The sequence below is a fragment of the Glycomyces amatae genome, from assembly GCF_020991375.1.
Classification (GTDB): domain Bacteria; phylum Actinomycetota; class Actinomycetes; order Mycobacteriales; family Micromonosporaceae; genus Glycomyces; species Glycomyces amatae.
The window spans coordinates 42702-56824 of sequence record NZ_JAJLQZ010000001.1 but is presented as its reverse complement, the minus strand read 5'-3'; the positions used below and the strand labels follow the sequence as shown (position 1 = coordinate 56824).

Genomic DNA, 14123 nt, shown 5'->3' with positions numbered 1-14123 from the left:
CGTAACGTGCGGCTCCTTCCGCGCGGGGCGCCTTATGATGGGGCATGGCCGAGACTCCTCCCGGGGCGACCGACGAGTCGCCCGCGAAGCACCCGACCGCAGGCCCCGACGAGCCGCTGTGGCGCGACGCCCTCGGCGACTGCCTGCGCGACCTGCGCCGGGGCCGCGGCGAGAAGCTCACCGACACCGCCGGTCGCGCCGGCATCTCCCCGCAGTACCTCTCCGAGATGGAGCGCGGGGTCAAGGACCCCTCCAGCGAGATGATCGCCGCCGTCGCGGGCGCGCTCGACCTGACGCTCACCGACCTCACGGTCGCCGTCGCCGAACGCCTGCGCTCCCGCGAGGTCACCGCCCTCGTGCGCTCCGGCCGCCGCGGCGCCTACGCCCTCGCGGCGTAGCGGCTCACAGCTCCTCCATGACGCGGTCGATCAGCCCGTAGTCCTTCGCCGTCGCGGCGGTGAACACGCGGTCCCGGTCGGTGTCGGCGCGCAGCGTCTCGACGCTGTGCCCGGTGTGCCGGGACAGGATCGACTCGATGTCGGCGCGGACGCGCACGATCTCGTCCGCGGCGAGGATGAGGTCCGGGATCGCCCCGCGGCCCTGCGCCGCGGGCTGGTGCAGGACCACCCGGGCGTGCGGCAGCGCCGAGCGCTTCCCCTCGGCCCCGGCCGCCAGCAGCACCGCGCCGACCGCGACGGCCTGCCCGATGCAGGTGGTCGCCACCGGCGCCTTGATGTACCGGATGGTGTCGTAGACGCCGAGCATCGCGCTCGGGTCCCCGCCCTCGCAGTTGATGTAGAGCTGGATGTCCCGGTCGGAGCCGTTGGCGTCCAGGTAGAGCAGCTGGGCGACCAGGGCGTTGGCCACGCCCGCGTCGATCCCGGTGCCGAGGTAGATGATCCGCTCGCTGAGCAGGTGCGAGTAGACGTCCATGATCCGCTCGCCGCGCGAGTCGCGGGCGATGACGTTCGGAATCGTGTAGCCGCTCATCGGGTGGCTCCTTCCTGGGTGAGGCCGAGGCTTCGGCGGGCGCGGGGCGCGATCTCGCCGAAGTCGCTCACGATGGCGTCGACGAACCCGTACTCGAGGGCCTCCCGCGCGGTGTACCAGCGGTCGTGCAGCGAGTCCTCGAAGACCCGCTCGACCGGCTGGCCGGTGTCCTCGGCGATGAGGCCGAGCACGGTGTCGCGGGTGTGCCGCAGGTCGTTGGCCTGGAGTTCGATGTCGACGGCGGCGCCGCCGATGCCCGCGGAGCCCTGGTGCATCAGGATGCGGGCGTGCGGCATCGCGCGGCGCTTGCCGCGGGTGCCGGAGGAGAGCAGGAACTGGCCCGCGCTGCACGCGATCCCCAGGGCCAGTGTGGACACGTCGCAGGGGACCAGGCGCATGACGTCCCGGATCGCCAGCATGGAGGGGACCGACCCGCCGGGCGAGTGGATCCACAGCGCGACGTCCTCGCGGCTCTCGGTCGCGAGGGTCAGCAGCTGCGTGGCCAGGAGGGTCCCGTTGTCGTCGTCGAGCACGCCGTCGAGGACCAGGACCCGCTGCTGGTACAGCTCGCGGCGGGCCCGGTCGTCGAACAGCGGCGGTTTCTCGTTGTCGCTCATACCGACCACCCTGCGTTCGCGCCGGCACCGGCCGCAAGGGATTCAGCCTTGAGCGGATCCGCTCAGAGCAGCGCGGTCAGCCGCGGGGGCCGCCGAGCCCGCGGTGGAGGAGCTCGGTGAGGGTGTCGACGACCGCGTCGTCGAACTCGCGGTCCTTCGCGGAGTCGACGGCGTACCCGGGCATCGCGCCGATCGTGGCCGCGACGAGGTGGCGGTCGGGCACCGGGGCAGGATCGCGTTCATCAGGGACGGCGCGGCGGCGCCCGCGGGCCGCGAAGGTGCCGGCCATGGCCGCGGGCCGCCGGGAGTCGAAGCAGGCGGGCCCGGTGAAGCGGCGGCTCCAGGCGGCGGGGATGCGGGTCTTCATGCCGCTGGTGTGCGAGAAGGCCGCCGGCTGGCTCTACGACCACCGCCCGGTGCTCGGCGCCCCGGCCGGGGCGCCGAGCTGACCCCCGCGGTCCGCCCGCGGCGCGTCAGGCGCGGTCGAGGGTGAGGACCCGGACCCCGCCGGGGAGCTCGACCGTGCCGACCGGCGTGAACATGTGGGGCGCGAAGGGGCCGTTGAACAGAGGGATTCCCGACCCGATGACCGATCGGTGCTGCTTGAGGATCAGGCGGTCGATCTCCGGGAGCAGGGCGTGCGCGAGCGTGCCGCCGCCGCACAGCCAGATGTCGAGGCCCGGTTCGGCCTTGAGCTCGCGGACCCGTTCGACCGGGTCGCCCTTGACGACCTCGACCGCGGTCCGCGGGTCGGCCTCGATGCTCGCGGAGAACACCAGGTGCCGCAGGTGCGGGTAGGCGTCGGCGACGCCCGCCTCGACGCCGACCATGTAGGTGGCGCGTCCTTCCAGGACGGTGTCGAAGTGCCTGCCCGGCCCGCTGATCCCCATGGCCTCGCGGGCCGGGCCCGGCAGCGTCTCGGGGTACTCGGCGGCGATGTGGCCGATCACGTCCTCGGTGAGCGGGAAGTAGGACTCGCCGGACGGGTCCCCGCCGCCGGGGCCGGCGATGTAGCCGTCGAGGGTGGTCGCGACGTAGTAGACGAGTCTGCGCATGTGGTGCTCCTGCTGTCGATGGGGACCGGATCTCGGCCGCCCGGCAAAAATACCGGTGCCGCGGCGGGCGCCCGGCCGGTAGCCTCCCCCCGGTGGCCTCTCCCGACCCCCGCCCGCTCGCCGGGCTCGACGCGCTGTCCTCCGCCTACGGGCTCGGCGCGGTCCACTCGTGCCGGTACCTGCCGGACGGGTTCCTCAACCGCAGCTGGCGCATCGACGCCGACCGCGGCGTCTTCGCGCTGAAGGAGCTCGTCCGCCTCGACCCCGCGCACGCCCGGCGGAGCCTCGGGCTCCTGCGCCACCTCGCCGCCGCCGGAGTGCCCGTGGCCGAGGCGGTGCCCGACGCCTCCGGCGAGACCGTCGTCCGCCTCCGCGGCCGCCACTACTGCCTCGCGCCCTGGATCGAAGGCGGCCACCCGCGCGGCGCCGACATGGACACCGGCCACGCCTTCCACCACGGCTCGGTCATCGGCCGCATCCACCGGGCCCTCGCCGACGCGTCCGCGGGCCTCCCCGCGCCCGAACCGCCGGGAGGCCTGAGCGCCACGCCGGCCGAGGCCCGCGGCCGCATCGGCGGCTACCTCGGCCTGATCTCCCGGCTCGAGGCGCCCGGCGAGTTCGACACCGCCGCCGCCGCAGTGCTCCGCGAACGGCTGGAGCTCCTCGCCGCCCATGAGCACCTGCGGCCGGACGACTCGAGACCGCCGGGGCCCTTCGGGTGGACGCACGGCGACTGCCAGAACTGGAACCTCCTGTGGTCCGGCGGCCGGATCGTCGCCGTCCTCGACTGGGACCGCCTGCGCGTCAACCCCTTCGGCGAGGAGGTCGTGCGCGCCGCCATGTACCAGTTCGCGCTGCCCGACGGCCGGGTCGACCTCGGCAACGTCGCGGCCCTCGTCGCCGGGTACCGCACCGAGTCCCCGATCGGCGCGGCGGCGCTGGCCGACGCGGCCCGGCGCCGCTGGTGGCGGCTGACCTCCAGCGTCTGGCACCTGAAACACCACTACCACCTGGGCGACCACTCCAGCGACCGCCTGTTCTTCGGCGACGAGCGCCTCGTCCGGTGGTGGACCGCGCACCTGGGCGACGTCGCGGCGGCGTTCGCGGCCTGAGCCGCAAATCCCCCGAACCGGCGGCCCGTCTGCCTAGGCTCGCCGGATGAGCACCTCGAAGCACCGCCGACCGGCGTGCGCCGCCGCCGCCGTCCTCATCGCGCTCACCGCCGCCGCGTGCGGCGGCTCGGGCGGGGACGGCGACTCGGACCCGCTGTCGAACGCGACCACCCGCCCCACCGAGACGTTCTCGGAGGTGCCCACCGAGACCGCCGCCCCCCGGGCCGCGGCCCTCGCGACGGACACCGACGACGACCTCGGGGCGTTCCTCGTCGACGGGGCCGGCATGGTCCTGTACCTGTTCACCGGCGACGGCGAGGACGCCTCGGCCTGCTACGACGCCTGCTCGGTCATGTGGCCCCCGTTCACGGCCGACACGGCCGAGGTGCCCGCCTCCGGCGGCGCCGACGCGGCCCTGGTCGGCACGACCGAGCGCACCGACGGGACCCTCCAGGTCACCTACGGCGGCCACCCGCTCTACTACTACGCCGACGACGAGGAGCCCGGCGAGACCGACGGCCAGGGCTTCGACGACGTCTGGTTCGTCGTGAACCCGGACGGCACGGCCAACGAGCGGGACGAGTAGCTCAGTCCGCTCGGCGCACTCGGCGGCCGACAGCGTCCTCTCGGCGTCCCTCGGCGCGGCCGCCACGAGCTTCGCGGTCTCGCCGGTGAACCCCTTGGGCGGCGCCGGCGGCCCGAAGGCCCGGTCGGCGTCGGCCTGGTCGCGCACCGCCGAGACCAGGTCCGCCCGCCGATTCGCCTACTGCGCCAAGCGTTCCGAGAAGTCGTCGAAGCCGAACGGCTTGAGCGGGCAGGACACGACGCCGAGCCGGACGGCCGTGCGGACCGCGTCGGCCTCGCGGGCCGCCGAGATGACGAGGACGTCGCACTCGCTGCCCTCGGCGCGCATGCGCCGCAGCAGGTCCAGCCCGGACGCGTCCGGCAGGTACAGGTCGAGCAGCACCAGGTCGGGCCGGTGCTCCGCGACCGCCGCGATCATGCTGGCCGCGTTCCCGACCTACGGCATCCAGCCGGGCCCGCTCCTGTTCGAGAACGAGTCCCAGCTGGTATGGACGCTCATCGCGACCCTGTTCATCGGCAACGCGATGCCGCTGGTGCTCAACATGCCGATGATCCCGGTGTGGGTCAGGCTGCTGCGCATACCCAAGCCGTACCTGTTCGCGGGGATCCTGTTCTTCGCGTCCATGGACGCCTACGCGGTGAACGCGCAGCCGTTCGACCTGCTCGTGCTCCTGGTCCTCGGCGTGGCGGGACTCGCCATGCGCCGCTTCGGGATCCCGATGCTGCCGCTCATCGTCGGCGTCATCCTCGGCCCGATGGCCGAGCGCCAGGCGCGCATGTCCCTCCAGCTGTCGGGCGGGGGCCTCTCGGGCCTGGTCGGCGGGCCGGTCTCTTGGACGGTGTACGGCATCGTCGCGCTGATCGCCCTGTGGCCGCTGGCGGTGCTCGTGAAGCGGCGCTCGACCCGCGACCGCGAGCTGGCCGCGGCCTGAATGGGAAAGGGTGCGGCCCGCTCCGGCGGGCCGCACCCTTTCCCTTGCGCGCTAACGCAGGACGGTCTTCTGGATCAGCTCGACCGGCCCGGTGCTGAAGCGCCGCATCCACAGCCGCGAGCCGACGAGCATGACGGCGCTGATGCCGAGCCAGAGGACGGGGGCGAGCCAGGCGCTCTCGCCGAACTTCGCGGCCAGGCCCAGGCCCCAGCCGTAGCAGAGCGCCGAGGCCAGCAGGTTCTGGAGGATGTAGCCGCTGAGGGCGGTGCGCCCCAGCGACTCCAGCGACGCCGTGAGGGGGCCGCGGCGGGCGCGCTCGGTCACCCGGTCGACCGCGATCCCGACGAGGCCGATGTACCCGAGCATGACGACCGGCGCGGCCGCGTACCGCTCCAGGAAGAACAGCGAGTCGGGGCCGAGCATGGCCGCGAGGTTCAGCGGGAGGCCGATCCCCAGGCCCCAGGCCGCGAGCCGGACCCGGAGGCGCCGCCCGGCCTCGTCGGCGCCGAAGGCCCCGGCGCGGAAGAGCCTGACGCCCAGCAGGAACAGGAACACCAGGAGCGGGAAGGTCACGATCGCCTCGATGCGGAAGACCAGGAGGTTGTCGATGCGGAACTGGACCTGCTCCCACCAGGAGCCGGAGGCGTAGAGCGCCGCGATCTCCGGGTCGTGCTCCGCGGCGTTGTTCGGGCCGGCGGCCATGGCGGCGGTGACCAGTCCCATGATCGCCAGGTGCACGCCGAGCGCGGTCCACATGACCGCGTGCCGCGCCCGCCGCGAGCGGTTGAGCAGCCAGGCCGTGACGACGGCCGTGACGGCGTAGCCCATGAGCACGTCCCACGCGAACAGGAGCGTGAAGTGGATCGTGCCCTCGGCGAAGAGGAACAGGGCCCGCCAGTGGTAGCGGCCGGGCCAGCGGTGCCCGCGCTTCTCGAAGGAGCGGAACTGGATGGCGAGGCCGACGCCGAAGAGGACGGTCAGCATCGACAGGAACTTGCCGTTGGCGAGCAGTTCGAAGACCGCGCCGAACGCGGTGCCGTCGGTGGCGGCCGTGCCGACGAGGGGGCCGGCCTCGCCGTGGGCGTCGGTGAAGATCCAGATGTTGGTGCCGAGCGTGCCGAGGATGGCGACGCCGCGCAGGACGTCGAGGAGCGGCAGCCGCCCCTTCCTGCCCGGTGCGGCCGGTGCGGTGTCGGTGGCGGCGGACGGTGCCGACGCGGCGGAGGTGTGCATGCCTTTCAGCATCGCCGCCGCACGGGCCCGGTGAATCCTGCTGCGGCATGGACTTTCACCCCCGGCGGGGGCGACCGGCGGTGCAGGGCGGCGTGGGCCGAAAGGGGGACCGGGCCGGGGGCGGGTGCGACTTTGGTGGCAGGCGCGGGCGGGCCGGTCGGCCCGCCCGCGCGGCCCTCACGCCGCGGCGACCGGAGCGCTCCGGTCGCGGCGCTTGGGCCTGCGGTCGAGCCACCACTGGGCGATGAGCAGGTTCACGATCCAGCTCAGCCAGATCGAGGCGACGGCGACGTCCTCGATGAGCGCCTCCGTGTCGCCGCCGTAGTAGCCCTGCTCGAACGGCATGAGCACGAAGACGAGCAGGAAGATCCACACCCGGTTGGCCACGATGGACCAGCACAGGGCGAAGCTGCGGATCATCCAGCGGCGGTGGTCGCGGTACTCGCGGCGCAGTGCGGCCCGCAGGCCCAGGAAGGTCGTGCCGAGCCACAGGACGGTGAGCGCGACGTTGCCGATCCGGCCCGCCGGGTCCTGGACGGCGATGACGCTGACGACCCCGGCGAGGAGGCCGGAGGGCAGGACCCCGGCGAACACGTAGAGCCGCCCGGAGATCCGGTGGGCCCGGGGGCGGCGCTGCCGCAGCCAGGGCCAGACCTGGAGGGCGCAGGTGACGAGGGCGATCGAGCCGAAGGCGATGTGGCCGACCATGAGCAGGCGGTGCAGTTCGGGGAAGCCCTGCTGGAACGGCAGGAGCGTCTCCTGGCCGCCGACGCCGAGGTAGGCGGGCAGGCGCATGGCGATGAACACGGCCGCGACGACCAGGAGCGGGGCGATCCAGGGGCGGCGGTACCACCGGGGCTTCGCGCGGGCCGGCGGCGGCGCGGGTTCGGTGCGCGGGAGTGCGGGGGACTGGGGCATGGGTGTGCTCCGATCACGGCGGATCCGATCATGCGTATGTCGTACGCTAATTAGCGTACTTCATACGCAAAGTTGACGGTCGACGGCGGCCCCGGCCGGGCCGTAGTCTGCGGACCAGAGGATCGGAGGACGCACCTGTGAGACAAGGCGAGTACGAGCTGCTGTGGGGCGGGCAGGCCCGGCCGGGACGCGGGCGGCCCCCCGGCCTCAGCCGGGAGCGGATCGTGGCCGAGGCCGTCGCCATCGCCGACGCCGGCGGACTGGCGAAGGTCTCGATGAAGCACCTCGCCGAGCGGCTCGGCAGCGGCGTCATGTCCCTCTACCGGCACGTCCCCGGCAAGGACGAACTCGTGGTCCTCATGTACGACTCGCTCATGGCCGGACCGCTGCCGATGCCCGAGTCCGACCACTGGCGCGAGGTCCTGCGCGGCTGGGGCCTGGGCATCCGCGAACTGTTCCTCGCGCACCCGTGGGCGCTGAACGTGGCGACCTCGGACCGCTCCATGGGCCCCAACGAGGCGACCTGGGTGGACGGCGTGATCGGCCGCCTCGCCGCCGTCGGCCTGCCCGTCGACCTCGGACTCCTCGCGGTCCTCACCGTCGACTGCTTCGCGATGGGCGGCGTCTGGCCCGAGATCGGCGGCGCGGAGTCGGGCGAGGCGTTCTTCCGCTTCCTCGGCGACCCCGCGGCCCGGGAGCGGTTCCCGCACCTCGCGCGCGTCGCCGACCCCGCGTTCACCCCCGACGCGCCCCTGGAGAACCACTTCGAGTTCGGCCTCGAACGGATCCTCGACGGACTGGAGCGCCGCATCGAAGCGAAGGACTGAACCGCCGCGCATGGGACGAGCGGAGCATCGATCCCGGGCGGGCGCCGGCGGGGCGGGCGGGCGACGCCCGCGACCGGTCGGACCCGAGCGCGCCCGCTGTGATGCGGACGACGTTTCAAGGCCGGACGCGCCCGCGCGGGACCGGACTGTCGGACCCCGATGCCACCCTGATGCAAGGGGCGCGAAACACCGCCCTCAAGGCCGCCAGCCCTGCCATGGGAACGAAGGGCCGGCCCGTGTCCGGGCCGGCCCCTCGTCATCTCAGGAGAGCAATAAGGTCCTATGCGGGTTGCAGCGCGGGCCCGCCCCTGCGGGCCGGCGCGCCGTCCTCCGGGGCACGGCCCCCGGCGCCACCGTCCCCAGCGGCACCGTCGTCAGCAGCACCGTCGTCAGCAGCACCGTCGAAGGCCGACGCGGCGTCCAGCGGCTGCGGGGCCGCGTCGTACACGCCCCGGTCGAGGATCTTCTCCGACTTCGCCACGATCACCGGCACCACCATCTGCCCGGCCACGTTCGTCGCCGTGCGGATCATGTCCATGATCGGGTCGATCGCCAGCAGCAGGCCCACGCCCTCGAGCGGCAGGCCCAGCGTCGACAGCGTCAGCGTCAGCATCACCGTCGCGCCGGTCAGGCCCGCCGTCGCGGCCGAGCCGATCACCGACACGAACGCGATGAGCAGGTAGTCCTGCACCCCGAGGCCGACCCCGTACACCTGCGCCACGAAGATCGCGGCGATCGCCGGGTAGATCGCGGCGCAGCCGTCCATCTTCGTCGTCGCCCCGAACGGCGACGCGAACGACGCGTAGTCGCGCGGCACCCCGAGCCGGTCCGTCACGATCTTCTGCGCCAGCGGCAGCGTCCCCACCGACGAGCGCGACACGAACGCGAACTGGATCGCCGGCCACGCCTTGCGGAAGAACTGCACCGGCGAGACGCGAGCCACCAGCCGCAGCAGCACCGGGTAGACGATGAGCATCACCGCGAGCGCGCCCGCGTAGATGTCGATGCTGAAGACCGCCAGCGGCTCCAGCAGATCCCAGCCGTACGCGTACACCGACTTGCCGATGAGCGCGGCGGTGCCGACCGGCGCCAGGCGGATGACCCACCACAGCGCCTTCTGGATCAGCGACAGGGCCGCGGCGTTGAACCGCAGGAACGGCTCGGCCCGCTCGCCGGTCTTCGCAGCCGCGGCCCCGACGATGATCGCGACGAACACGATCTGCAGGACGTTCACGTTCACGAACGCGTCGACGATGTTCGTCGGGATGATCCCGGTCAGGAAGTCGGTCCACGAACCGGAGGTCTCCGGCGCGGCGGCCGCACTGGTCAGCTCGACCCCCTCGCCCGGGTTCGTCGCCAGCCCGATGCCCAGGCCGATCGCCACCGCGATGAGCGAGGTGACCGCGAACCAGCCGAGGGTCTTGGCGACCAGGCGGCCCGCGTTGGCGAGATTGCGGAGATTCGCGATCGAGGCGACGATCGCGGTGAAGACCAGGAACGGGACGATCAGGAACAGCAGCTGCACGAACAGCGTGCCGACCGTCTCCAGGGTCGTGCCGAGCCACTCGACCGACCACTGGCGGGCCGCGTAGCCCAAGGCGAGGCCGAGCACGAGACCGATGAGCAGCTGCGCGGCGAACGGGACCTTGAAGCGGCGACGCCTCCCGTCCCGCTCGGCGGCACCCTCCGGTGCGGGACCGTCGGGCGCGGCATTGTTCTGGGCGGCACCGCCGGGCGCGGCGCTGGCAGGTGTGGACATGGTGATCCTCTGCGATGGTTCAGGGCGGCGGCACGGCGCGACCGCACCGGGCGCGGTGGCGCCCGGCCGCATCGGGCCTGCCGTCTCGGGACATGCTGAACCGGACTCGGAACCAGCACGGGAAAAGGGGGATACGTCGGCGAGTCCGCCGGTGACGCCGTACGAGCTACCGACAGAGCACGGCGGACACGCGGCAGAGGTCGATGTGACGCCTGCGTGTCAGAAGCCGGTGCGTAACGGAAAAGCTCATAGCCTCTCAACGGTAATCCCTCTCGCATATCGGACGCAAGCGTCAGTGAGTGATCGCATACGATCGACCGCGCCCCGCCCGCCACGCCACCCCGGCTAGATTCGTCCCGTGCCCCGATCCGACCGCCCGCCCCTGCGCGACGCCCTCCGCGCCCTCCCCGCCACCGCACTCGCCGCGGTCGCGGCCGGCGGCGCGATCGGCGCCTCGGCCCGGTACGGCATCGCCACCGCCCTCCCCGCCGAACCCGGCGCGTTCGACCTCGCCACCTTCCTCACCAACACCACCGGCGGCCTCCTCATCGGCGCACTCATGGCGACCCTCACCGAGATCCGGCCCGGACCCCACTGGGTGCGGCCCTTCCTGGGCGTCGGCGTCCTCGGCGGCTTCACGACCTTCTCCACGTACATCGCCGGCATCGGCCGCGCCCTCGACGCCCAAGCCGCACTCCTCGCACTCGGATACGCCTTCGCGACCATCGCCGCCGCCCTCACCGCCGCGGCCGCCGGCATGTGGACCGCCCGCCGGCTCATCGCGACCGCCCGCCGGGAGGGACCGTGACACTCCTGCTGGTCGCCGCCGGAGCCGCCGTAGGCGCGCCGACCCGCTTCCTCACCGACGCCGTGATCGCCCACTACGCCGGACGCCGACTGCCCTGGGGGACGCTGGCGGTCAACACCGCCGGCTCCGCCGTCGCGATGTTCCTCGCGGTCGCCGTCACCGACCCGCTCTGGACCGCACTGCTGGCCACGGGCTTCTGCGGAGCCCTCACCACCTATTCGACGCTCTCCTACGAGACGCTGGTCCTTGCCGAAGCGGGCCGCTGGCGCGCCGCCGCCGCGAACGTGGCCGCGAACCTCGCCTGCGGCCTCGCCGCAGGCCTCGCGGGCTTCGCCCTCGCCCACCTCGCCACCGGCTGAACCGCCCGCACCCGACACCAGGAACCCACCTGAGCCCGATTTACACGCTTATATCCCAATGGCGACACGCGCGGGCGGCAAATCCCCGGTTCAAGCCCCCGCATGCCCCACGATCGAGGTCCTGCCAGATCTGTCGGCCGGGGCGCCGGGCGCCTCCGCGCACCCCGGCCGACACGAGCCGAAGGGACCCCCATGCCGGGATTCCGCGCCCTCCCCCACCGCCGCTCCACCCCACCGCACACCGCCCACTGGCGGCCCCTGCTCGCGACCGCGGCCGCACTCCCCCTCCTCGCCGCCTCCGCACCCGCCGCCGAAGCGGCACCCGACGACCTCCCCACCCCCGTCTGGCTGGTGGAGTTCACCCCCGGCGCGAACGCCCACGCCCTCGAAGCGGCCGCCCACGACCTCGACTTCACCCTCCGGCACGACTTCGCGCGGATCTGGAACGGCGTCTCGCTCGAAGCCGACCCCGCCACCGCCCGCCGCCTCGAACGCCTCGACCTCGTCGAAGAGGTCTGGGCCGACGTCGTCTTCACCGGACCCGCCCGCACCGGCACCGCACCGGACGCCCCCGCCGAAGCCGGCACCCCCGAACTCGCCCAGGCGATCGCCACCACCCGCGCCGACGACGCCCACGCCCGCGGCGTCACCGGCGCCGGCGTCAAAGTCGGCATCATCGACACCGGCATCGACTACACCCACCCCGACCTCGGCGGCTGCTTCGGCCCCGGCTGCCGCGTCGCCACCGGCGCCGACTTCGTGGGCGACGACTTCGACTCGGAGGACCCCGAACACTCCGCACCCGCCCCCGACGACGACCCCGCCGACTGCAGCGGCCACGGCACCCACGTCGCCGGCATCGTCGGCGCCGAGGGCCAGGTCACCGGCGTCGCCCCCGACGCCCGACTCGGCGCCTACAAGGTCTTCGGCTGCGAGGGCGCGACCAGCGCCGAAGTCGTCATGCAGGCCCTGGAAGCCGCCCTCGACGACGACATGGACGTCGTCAACCTCTCACTGGGCCAAGCGTTCCAATGGCCCGACTACCCCACCGCGAAGGCCGCCGACCGGCTCACCGAGAAAGGCGTGGTCGTCGTCGCCTCGATGGGCAACGACGGCGAGACCGGCGTCTACTCCGGCTCCGCACCCGGCATCGGCGAGGACGTCATCGCCGTGGCCTCCACCGACAACCCCGCCGAACGCATGGACGCCGCGCTCGTCCCCGGCCTCGACCGCGGCATCGGCTACCGGACCATCGACGCGGCCCCCGAACCCGAGCCCGGCACCACCACCGACGAACTCGTGTGGTTCGGCCGCGCCTGCGCCGACGACCCCTCCGAAACCGACGTGGCCGGCAAGACCGCCCTGATCGCCCGCGGCACCTGCACCTTCAAAGAGAAGTACGAGCGGGCCGTCGCCGAAGGCGCCACCGGCGTCGTGATCTACAACGACCGGTCCGGCCCGTTCGGCGGCACCGGCGCCGACGACCTCGGCGTCCCCATGATCGCCGTGACCGACACCGACGGCGCGGCCCTCCGGGACCTCATCGCCGACGGCGCCACCCCCGTCATGGAGTTCACCGGCGAAACAGTGCTCGTCGACCTCCCGCGAGCCGGACTCGCCTCCGCCTTCAGCTCCTACGGCCCCGCCCCCGACCTGACGTTCAAACCGGACCTGGCCGCCCCGGGCGGCGGCATCTGGTCGACGGTGCCGGTCGCCGACGGCTCGTACGACTCGCTCTCGGGCACCTCCATGTCCTCCCCCCACGTGGCCGGGGCGGCCGCACTGCTCCTCCAGGAGGAACCGCGACTGAAACCGCGCGACGTCCGCACCCGGCTCGCCAACTCGGCCAAACCCGTCGAACTGGGCGAGGACGAAGCGGTGAGCGGACTCGAGGCCGCCCACCGGCAGGGCACCGGCGTCGTCAACGTGATCGACGCGCTCGACGCCGAGGCCTGCCTGTACCCCACGGGCGTGAACCTCGGCGAAGGCACCGAGGCGCGCACCTTCGAACTCACCCTGACCTCCCACGACAGCGAGGCCCGCTCATACGAGCTGACCCACCGGTCCACGGTGGCGACCACCGGCGACGCCAGGGACCCGGGCTTCAACGCGGCCGAGCCGGAGGTGACGTTCGCACCGAAGGAGCTCACCCTGCGCCCCGGCGAGACGGCCACCGTGGAGGTCACGGTGGCGCCGAGCGAGGAACTGCCCGCCGGCAGCGTCTTCGGCGGCCGGATCACCGCCAGGCCCGCGGGCGACGGGGAGTCCCTGACGGCCGCATACTCCGGCTACCAGGGCGACTACCAGGCGATCCCGGTCCTGGAGCACCCGGACTACCCGAGCCTGGCCGCGGTGGTCGCGCAGGACGAGGAGACCCGCCAGTTCGAGTACCGGGAACTGGAGGACGGCGAGTCGTTCAGCATCGCGGAGGGCCCGGACCTGGCCGCCCTGGTCTTCCTCGGCCACCAGGTCGCCGCGATGCAGATCAGCGCCACGAACCCGGACACCGGCGAGGTCGTGCGCTGGGAGCCCGAGTCGTACCTGCCGCGCTCACCGGGCCCCGACGACGCGGCGGCGATCCACCTCGAGGACCTGGCGGCCCAGCGGCCGAACGCGTTCGAGCCGGGCCGGTGGCAACTGGAGGTGCGGGTGCTGAAGGCCCTGGGAGACGAGGCGAACCCCGACCACTGGGAGCAGTGGACCTCGCCGGTGTTCACACTGACGGCCTGAATGCTTCCCGGGCGCCGTTCACGCTGACGGGCCGTTCACATTGACGGCCTGAACGCTCCCGGGTGCCAGGCGCGTCGGCGGCCGGGGCCCGGGCGCCGGTGGGGCTGAGTGCTCGCCGTGAATGCGTTCAGGGCGGGCGGCCGGACCACCAGTCCGGCCGCCCGCCCCTTTTGCGGAGGAGCTGGTCTTGCGGGGACC

General features: G+C 73.2%; 17 protein-coding genes. 8 read left to right on the top strand and 9 right to left on the bottom strand.

Translation table 11 applies throughout. The features are described from left to right. The first annotated feature begins 44 nt into the window (after nucleotides 1–44). On the top strand, nucleotides 45–398 hold the full coding sequence (locus LO763_RS00290; RefSeq protein WP_230599845.1) for a helix-turn-helix domain-containing protein: 354 nt from the start codon (nucleotides 45–47) through the stop codon (nucleotides 396–398). Between the two features lie 4 nt (nucleotides 399–402). Here the strand turns inward: LO763_RS00290 and LO763_RS00285 are convergent, their stop codons facing one another. From LO763_RS00285 to LO763_RS00270, 4 genes are all read right to left on the bottom strand, one after another. Then, entirely contained in the window at nucleotides 403–990 is a 588-nt protein-coding gene (locus tag LO763_RS00285; RefSeq protein WP_230599844.1) for a ClpP family protease, read from the bottom strand. Then, nucleotides 987–1607, bottom strand: coding sequence for a ClpP family protease (locus LO763_RS00280; protein WP_230599843.1), 621 nt, complete (start codon nucleotides 1605–1607; stop codon nucleotides 987–989). The genes LO763_RS00285 and LO763_RS00280 overlap by 4 nt, the downstream gene beginning before the upstream one ends. A gap of 76 nt (nucleotides 1608–1683) precedes the next feature. Beyond that, a complete protein-coding gene (locus LO763_RS00275; protein WP_230599842.1) occupies nucleotides 1684–1974 on the bottom strand; it encodes a hypothetical protein in 291 nt (96 codons plus the stop codon). 106 nt (nucleotides 1975–2080) lie between these two features. Continuing rightward, complete coding sequence (locus LO763_RS00270) at nucleotides 2081–2662, bottom strand: dihydrofolate reductase family protein (protein ID WP_230599841.1); 582 nt, start codon at nucleotides 2660–2662, stop codon at nucleotides 2081–2083. A gap of 92 nt (nucleotides 2663–2754) precedes the next feature. On the opposite strand from LO763_RS00270, the gene LO763_RS00265 reads away from it, so the two are divergent. Both LO763_RS00265 and LO763_RS00260 read left to right on the top strand, forming a co-directional pair. After that, nucleotides 2755–3774, top strand: a complete 1020-nt coding sequence (locus LO763_RS00265) for a phosphotransferase (protein WP_230599840.1) — start codon at nucleotides 2755–2757, stop codon at nucleotides 3772–3774. 46 nt (nucleotides 3775–3820) lie between these two features. Beyond that, nucleotides 3821–4360, top strand: coding sequence for a COG4315 family predicted lipoprotein (locus LO763_RS00260; RefSeq protein WP_230599839.1), 540 nt, complete (start codon nucleotides 3821–3823; stop codon nucleotides 4358–4360). A 177-nt stretch (nucleotides 4361–4537) separates the two neighbouring features. Here LO763_RS00260 and LO763_RS00255 read toward each other — a convergent pair whose 3' ends face one another. Further along, on the bottom strand, nucleotides 4538–4777 hold the full coding sequence (locus LO763_RS00255) for a response regulator (protein ID WP_230599838.1): 240 nt from the start codon (nucleotides 4775–4777) through the stop codon (nucleotides 4538–4540). Here LO763_RS00255 and LO763_RS00250 point away from each other — a divergent pair. Then, complete coding sequence (locus LO763_RS00250; protein ID WP_230599837.1) at nucleotides 4776–5291, top strand: tripartite tricarboxylate transporter permease; 516 nt, start codon at nucleotides 4776–4778, stop codon at nucleotides 5289–5291. The genes LO763_RS00255 and LO763_RS00250 overlap by 2 nt on opposite strands. 51 nt (nucleotides 5292–5342) lie before the next feature. Here the strand turns inward: LO763_RS00250 and LO763_RS00245 are convergent, their stop codons facing one another. Then, a complete protein-coding gene (locus LO763_RS00245) occupies nucleotides 5343–6524 on the bottom strand; it encodes a DUF418 domain-containing protein (RefSeq protein WP_230599836.1) in 1182 nt (393 codons plus the stop codon). Between the two features lie 177 nt (nucleotides 6525–6701). Next, nucleotides 6702–7442 (bottom strand): DUF2306 domain-containing protein, encoded by a 741-nt coding sequence (locus tag LO763_RS00240; RefSeq protein ID WP_230599835.1) that lies wholly within the window; start codon nucleotides 7440–7442, stop codon nucleotides 6702–6704. A gap of 137 nt (nucleotides 7443–7579) precedes the next feature. On the opposite strand from LO763_RS00240, the gene LO763_RS00235 reads away from it, so the two are divergent. Then, nucleotides 7580–8269: a TetR/AcrR family transcriptional regulator gene (locus LO763_RS00235; RefSeq protein ID WP_230599834.1), complete on the top strand. Its 690-nt coding sequence runs from the start codon at nucleotides 7580–7582 to the stop codon at nucleotides 8267–8269. Between the two features lie 280 nt (nucleotides 8270–8549). On the opposite strand, the gene LO763_RS00230 is transcribed toward LO763_RS00235, so the two are convergent. Then, complete coding sequence (locus tag LO763_RS00230; RefSeq protein ID WP_230599833.1) at nucleotides 8550–10028, bottom strand: dicarboxylate/amino acid:cation symporter; 1479 nt, start codon at nucleotides 10026–10028, stop codon at nucleotides 8550–8552. A gap of 166 nt (nucleotides 10029–10194) precedes the next feature. Beyond that, entirely contained in the window at nucleotides 10195–10278 is an 84-nt protein-coding gene (locus LO763_RS29495) for a putative leader peptide (protein WP_369431892.1), read from the bottom strand. 108 nt (nucleotides 10279–10386) lie between these two features. On the opposite strand from LO763_RS29495, the gene LO763_RS00225 reads away from it, so the two are divergent. The 3 genes from LO763_RS00225 (at nucleotide 10387) to LO763_RS00215 (ending at nucleotide 13925) form a co-directional block, all read left to right on the top strand. Next, nucleotides 10387–10836 carry a FluC/FEX family fluoride channel gene (locus LO763_RS00225; protein WP_230599832.1) on the top strand — a complete coding sequence of 150 codons (450 nt, stop codon included), beginning with the start codon at nucleotides 10387–10389 and terminating at the stop codon, nucleotides 10834–10836. Next, a complete protein-coding gene (locus tag LO763_RS00220; protein ID WP_230599831.1) occupies nucleotides 10833–11195 on the top strand; it encodes a fluoride efflux transporter FluC in 363 nt (120 codons plus the stop codon). The genes LO763_RS00225 and LO763_RS00220 overlap by 4 nt, the downstream gene beginning before the upstream one ends. 192 nt (nucleotides 11196–11387) lie before the next feature. After that, the gene (locus LO763_RS00215) at nucleotides 11388–13925 is read left to right on the top strand and encodes a S8 family serine peptidase (RefSeq protein ID WP_304608759.1); all 2538 of its coding nucleotides are present in this window, start codon (nucleotides 11388–11390) and stop codon (nucleotides 13923–13925) included. The last annotated feature ends 198 nt before the right edge of the window (nucleotides 13926–14123 follow it).

Bases quoted from the DNA above. Each gene is read 5' to 3' on its own strand.
- LO763_RS00290 (WP_230599845.1), top strand. From the start codon at position 45: ATGGCCGAGACTCCTCCCGGGGCGACCGACGAGTCGCCCGCGAAGCAC.
- LO763_RS00285 (WP_230599844.1), bottom strand. From the start codon at position 990: ATGAGCGGCTACACGATTCCGAACGTCATCGCCCGCGACTCGCGCGGC.
- LO763_RS00280 (WP_230599843.1), bottom strand. From the start codon at position 1,607: ATGAGCGACAACGAGAAACCGCCGCTGTTCGACGACCGGGCCCGCCGC.
- LO763_RS00275 (WP_230599842.1), bottom strand. From the start codon at position 1,974: ATGAAGACCCGCATCCCCGCCGCCTGGAGCCGCCGCTTCACCGGGCCC.
- LO763_RS00270 (WP_230599841.1), bottom strand. From the start codon at position 2,662: ATGCGCAGACTCGTCTACTACGTCGCGACCACCCTCGACGGCTACATC.
- LO763_RS00260 (WP_230599839.1), top strand. From the start codon at position 3,821: ATGAGCACCTCGAAGCACCGCCGACCGGCGTGCGCCGCCGCCGCCGTC.
- LO763_RS00250 (WP_230599837.1), top strand. From the start codon at position 4,776: ATGCTGGCCGCGTTCCCGACCTACGGCATCCAGCCGGGCCCGCTCCTG.
- LO763_RS00255 (WP_230599838.1), bottom strand. From the start codon at position 4,777: ATGATCGCGGCGGTCGCGGAGCACCGGCCCGACCTGGTGCTGCTCGAC.
- LO763_RS00245 (WP_230599836.1), bottom strand. From the start codon at position 6,524: ATGCACACCTCCGCCGCGTCGGCACCGTCCGCCGCCACCGACACCGCA.
- LO763_RS00240 (WP_230599835.1), bottom strand. From the start codon at position 7,442: ATGCCCCAGTCCCCCGCACTCCCGCGCACCGAACCCGCGCCGCCGCCG.
- LO763_RS00230 (WP_230599833.1), bottom strand. From the start codon at position 10,028: ATGTCCACACCTGCCAGCGCCGCGCCCGGCGGTGCCGCCCAGAACAAT.
- LO763_RS29495 (WP_369431892.1), bottom strand. From the start codon at position 10,278: ATGAGCTTTTCCGTTACGCACCGGCTTCTGACACGCAGGCGTCACATC.
- LO763_RS00215 (WP_304608759.1), top strand. From the start codon at position 11,388: ATGCCGGGATTCCGCGCCCTCCCCCACCGCCGCTCCACCCCACCGCAC.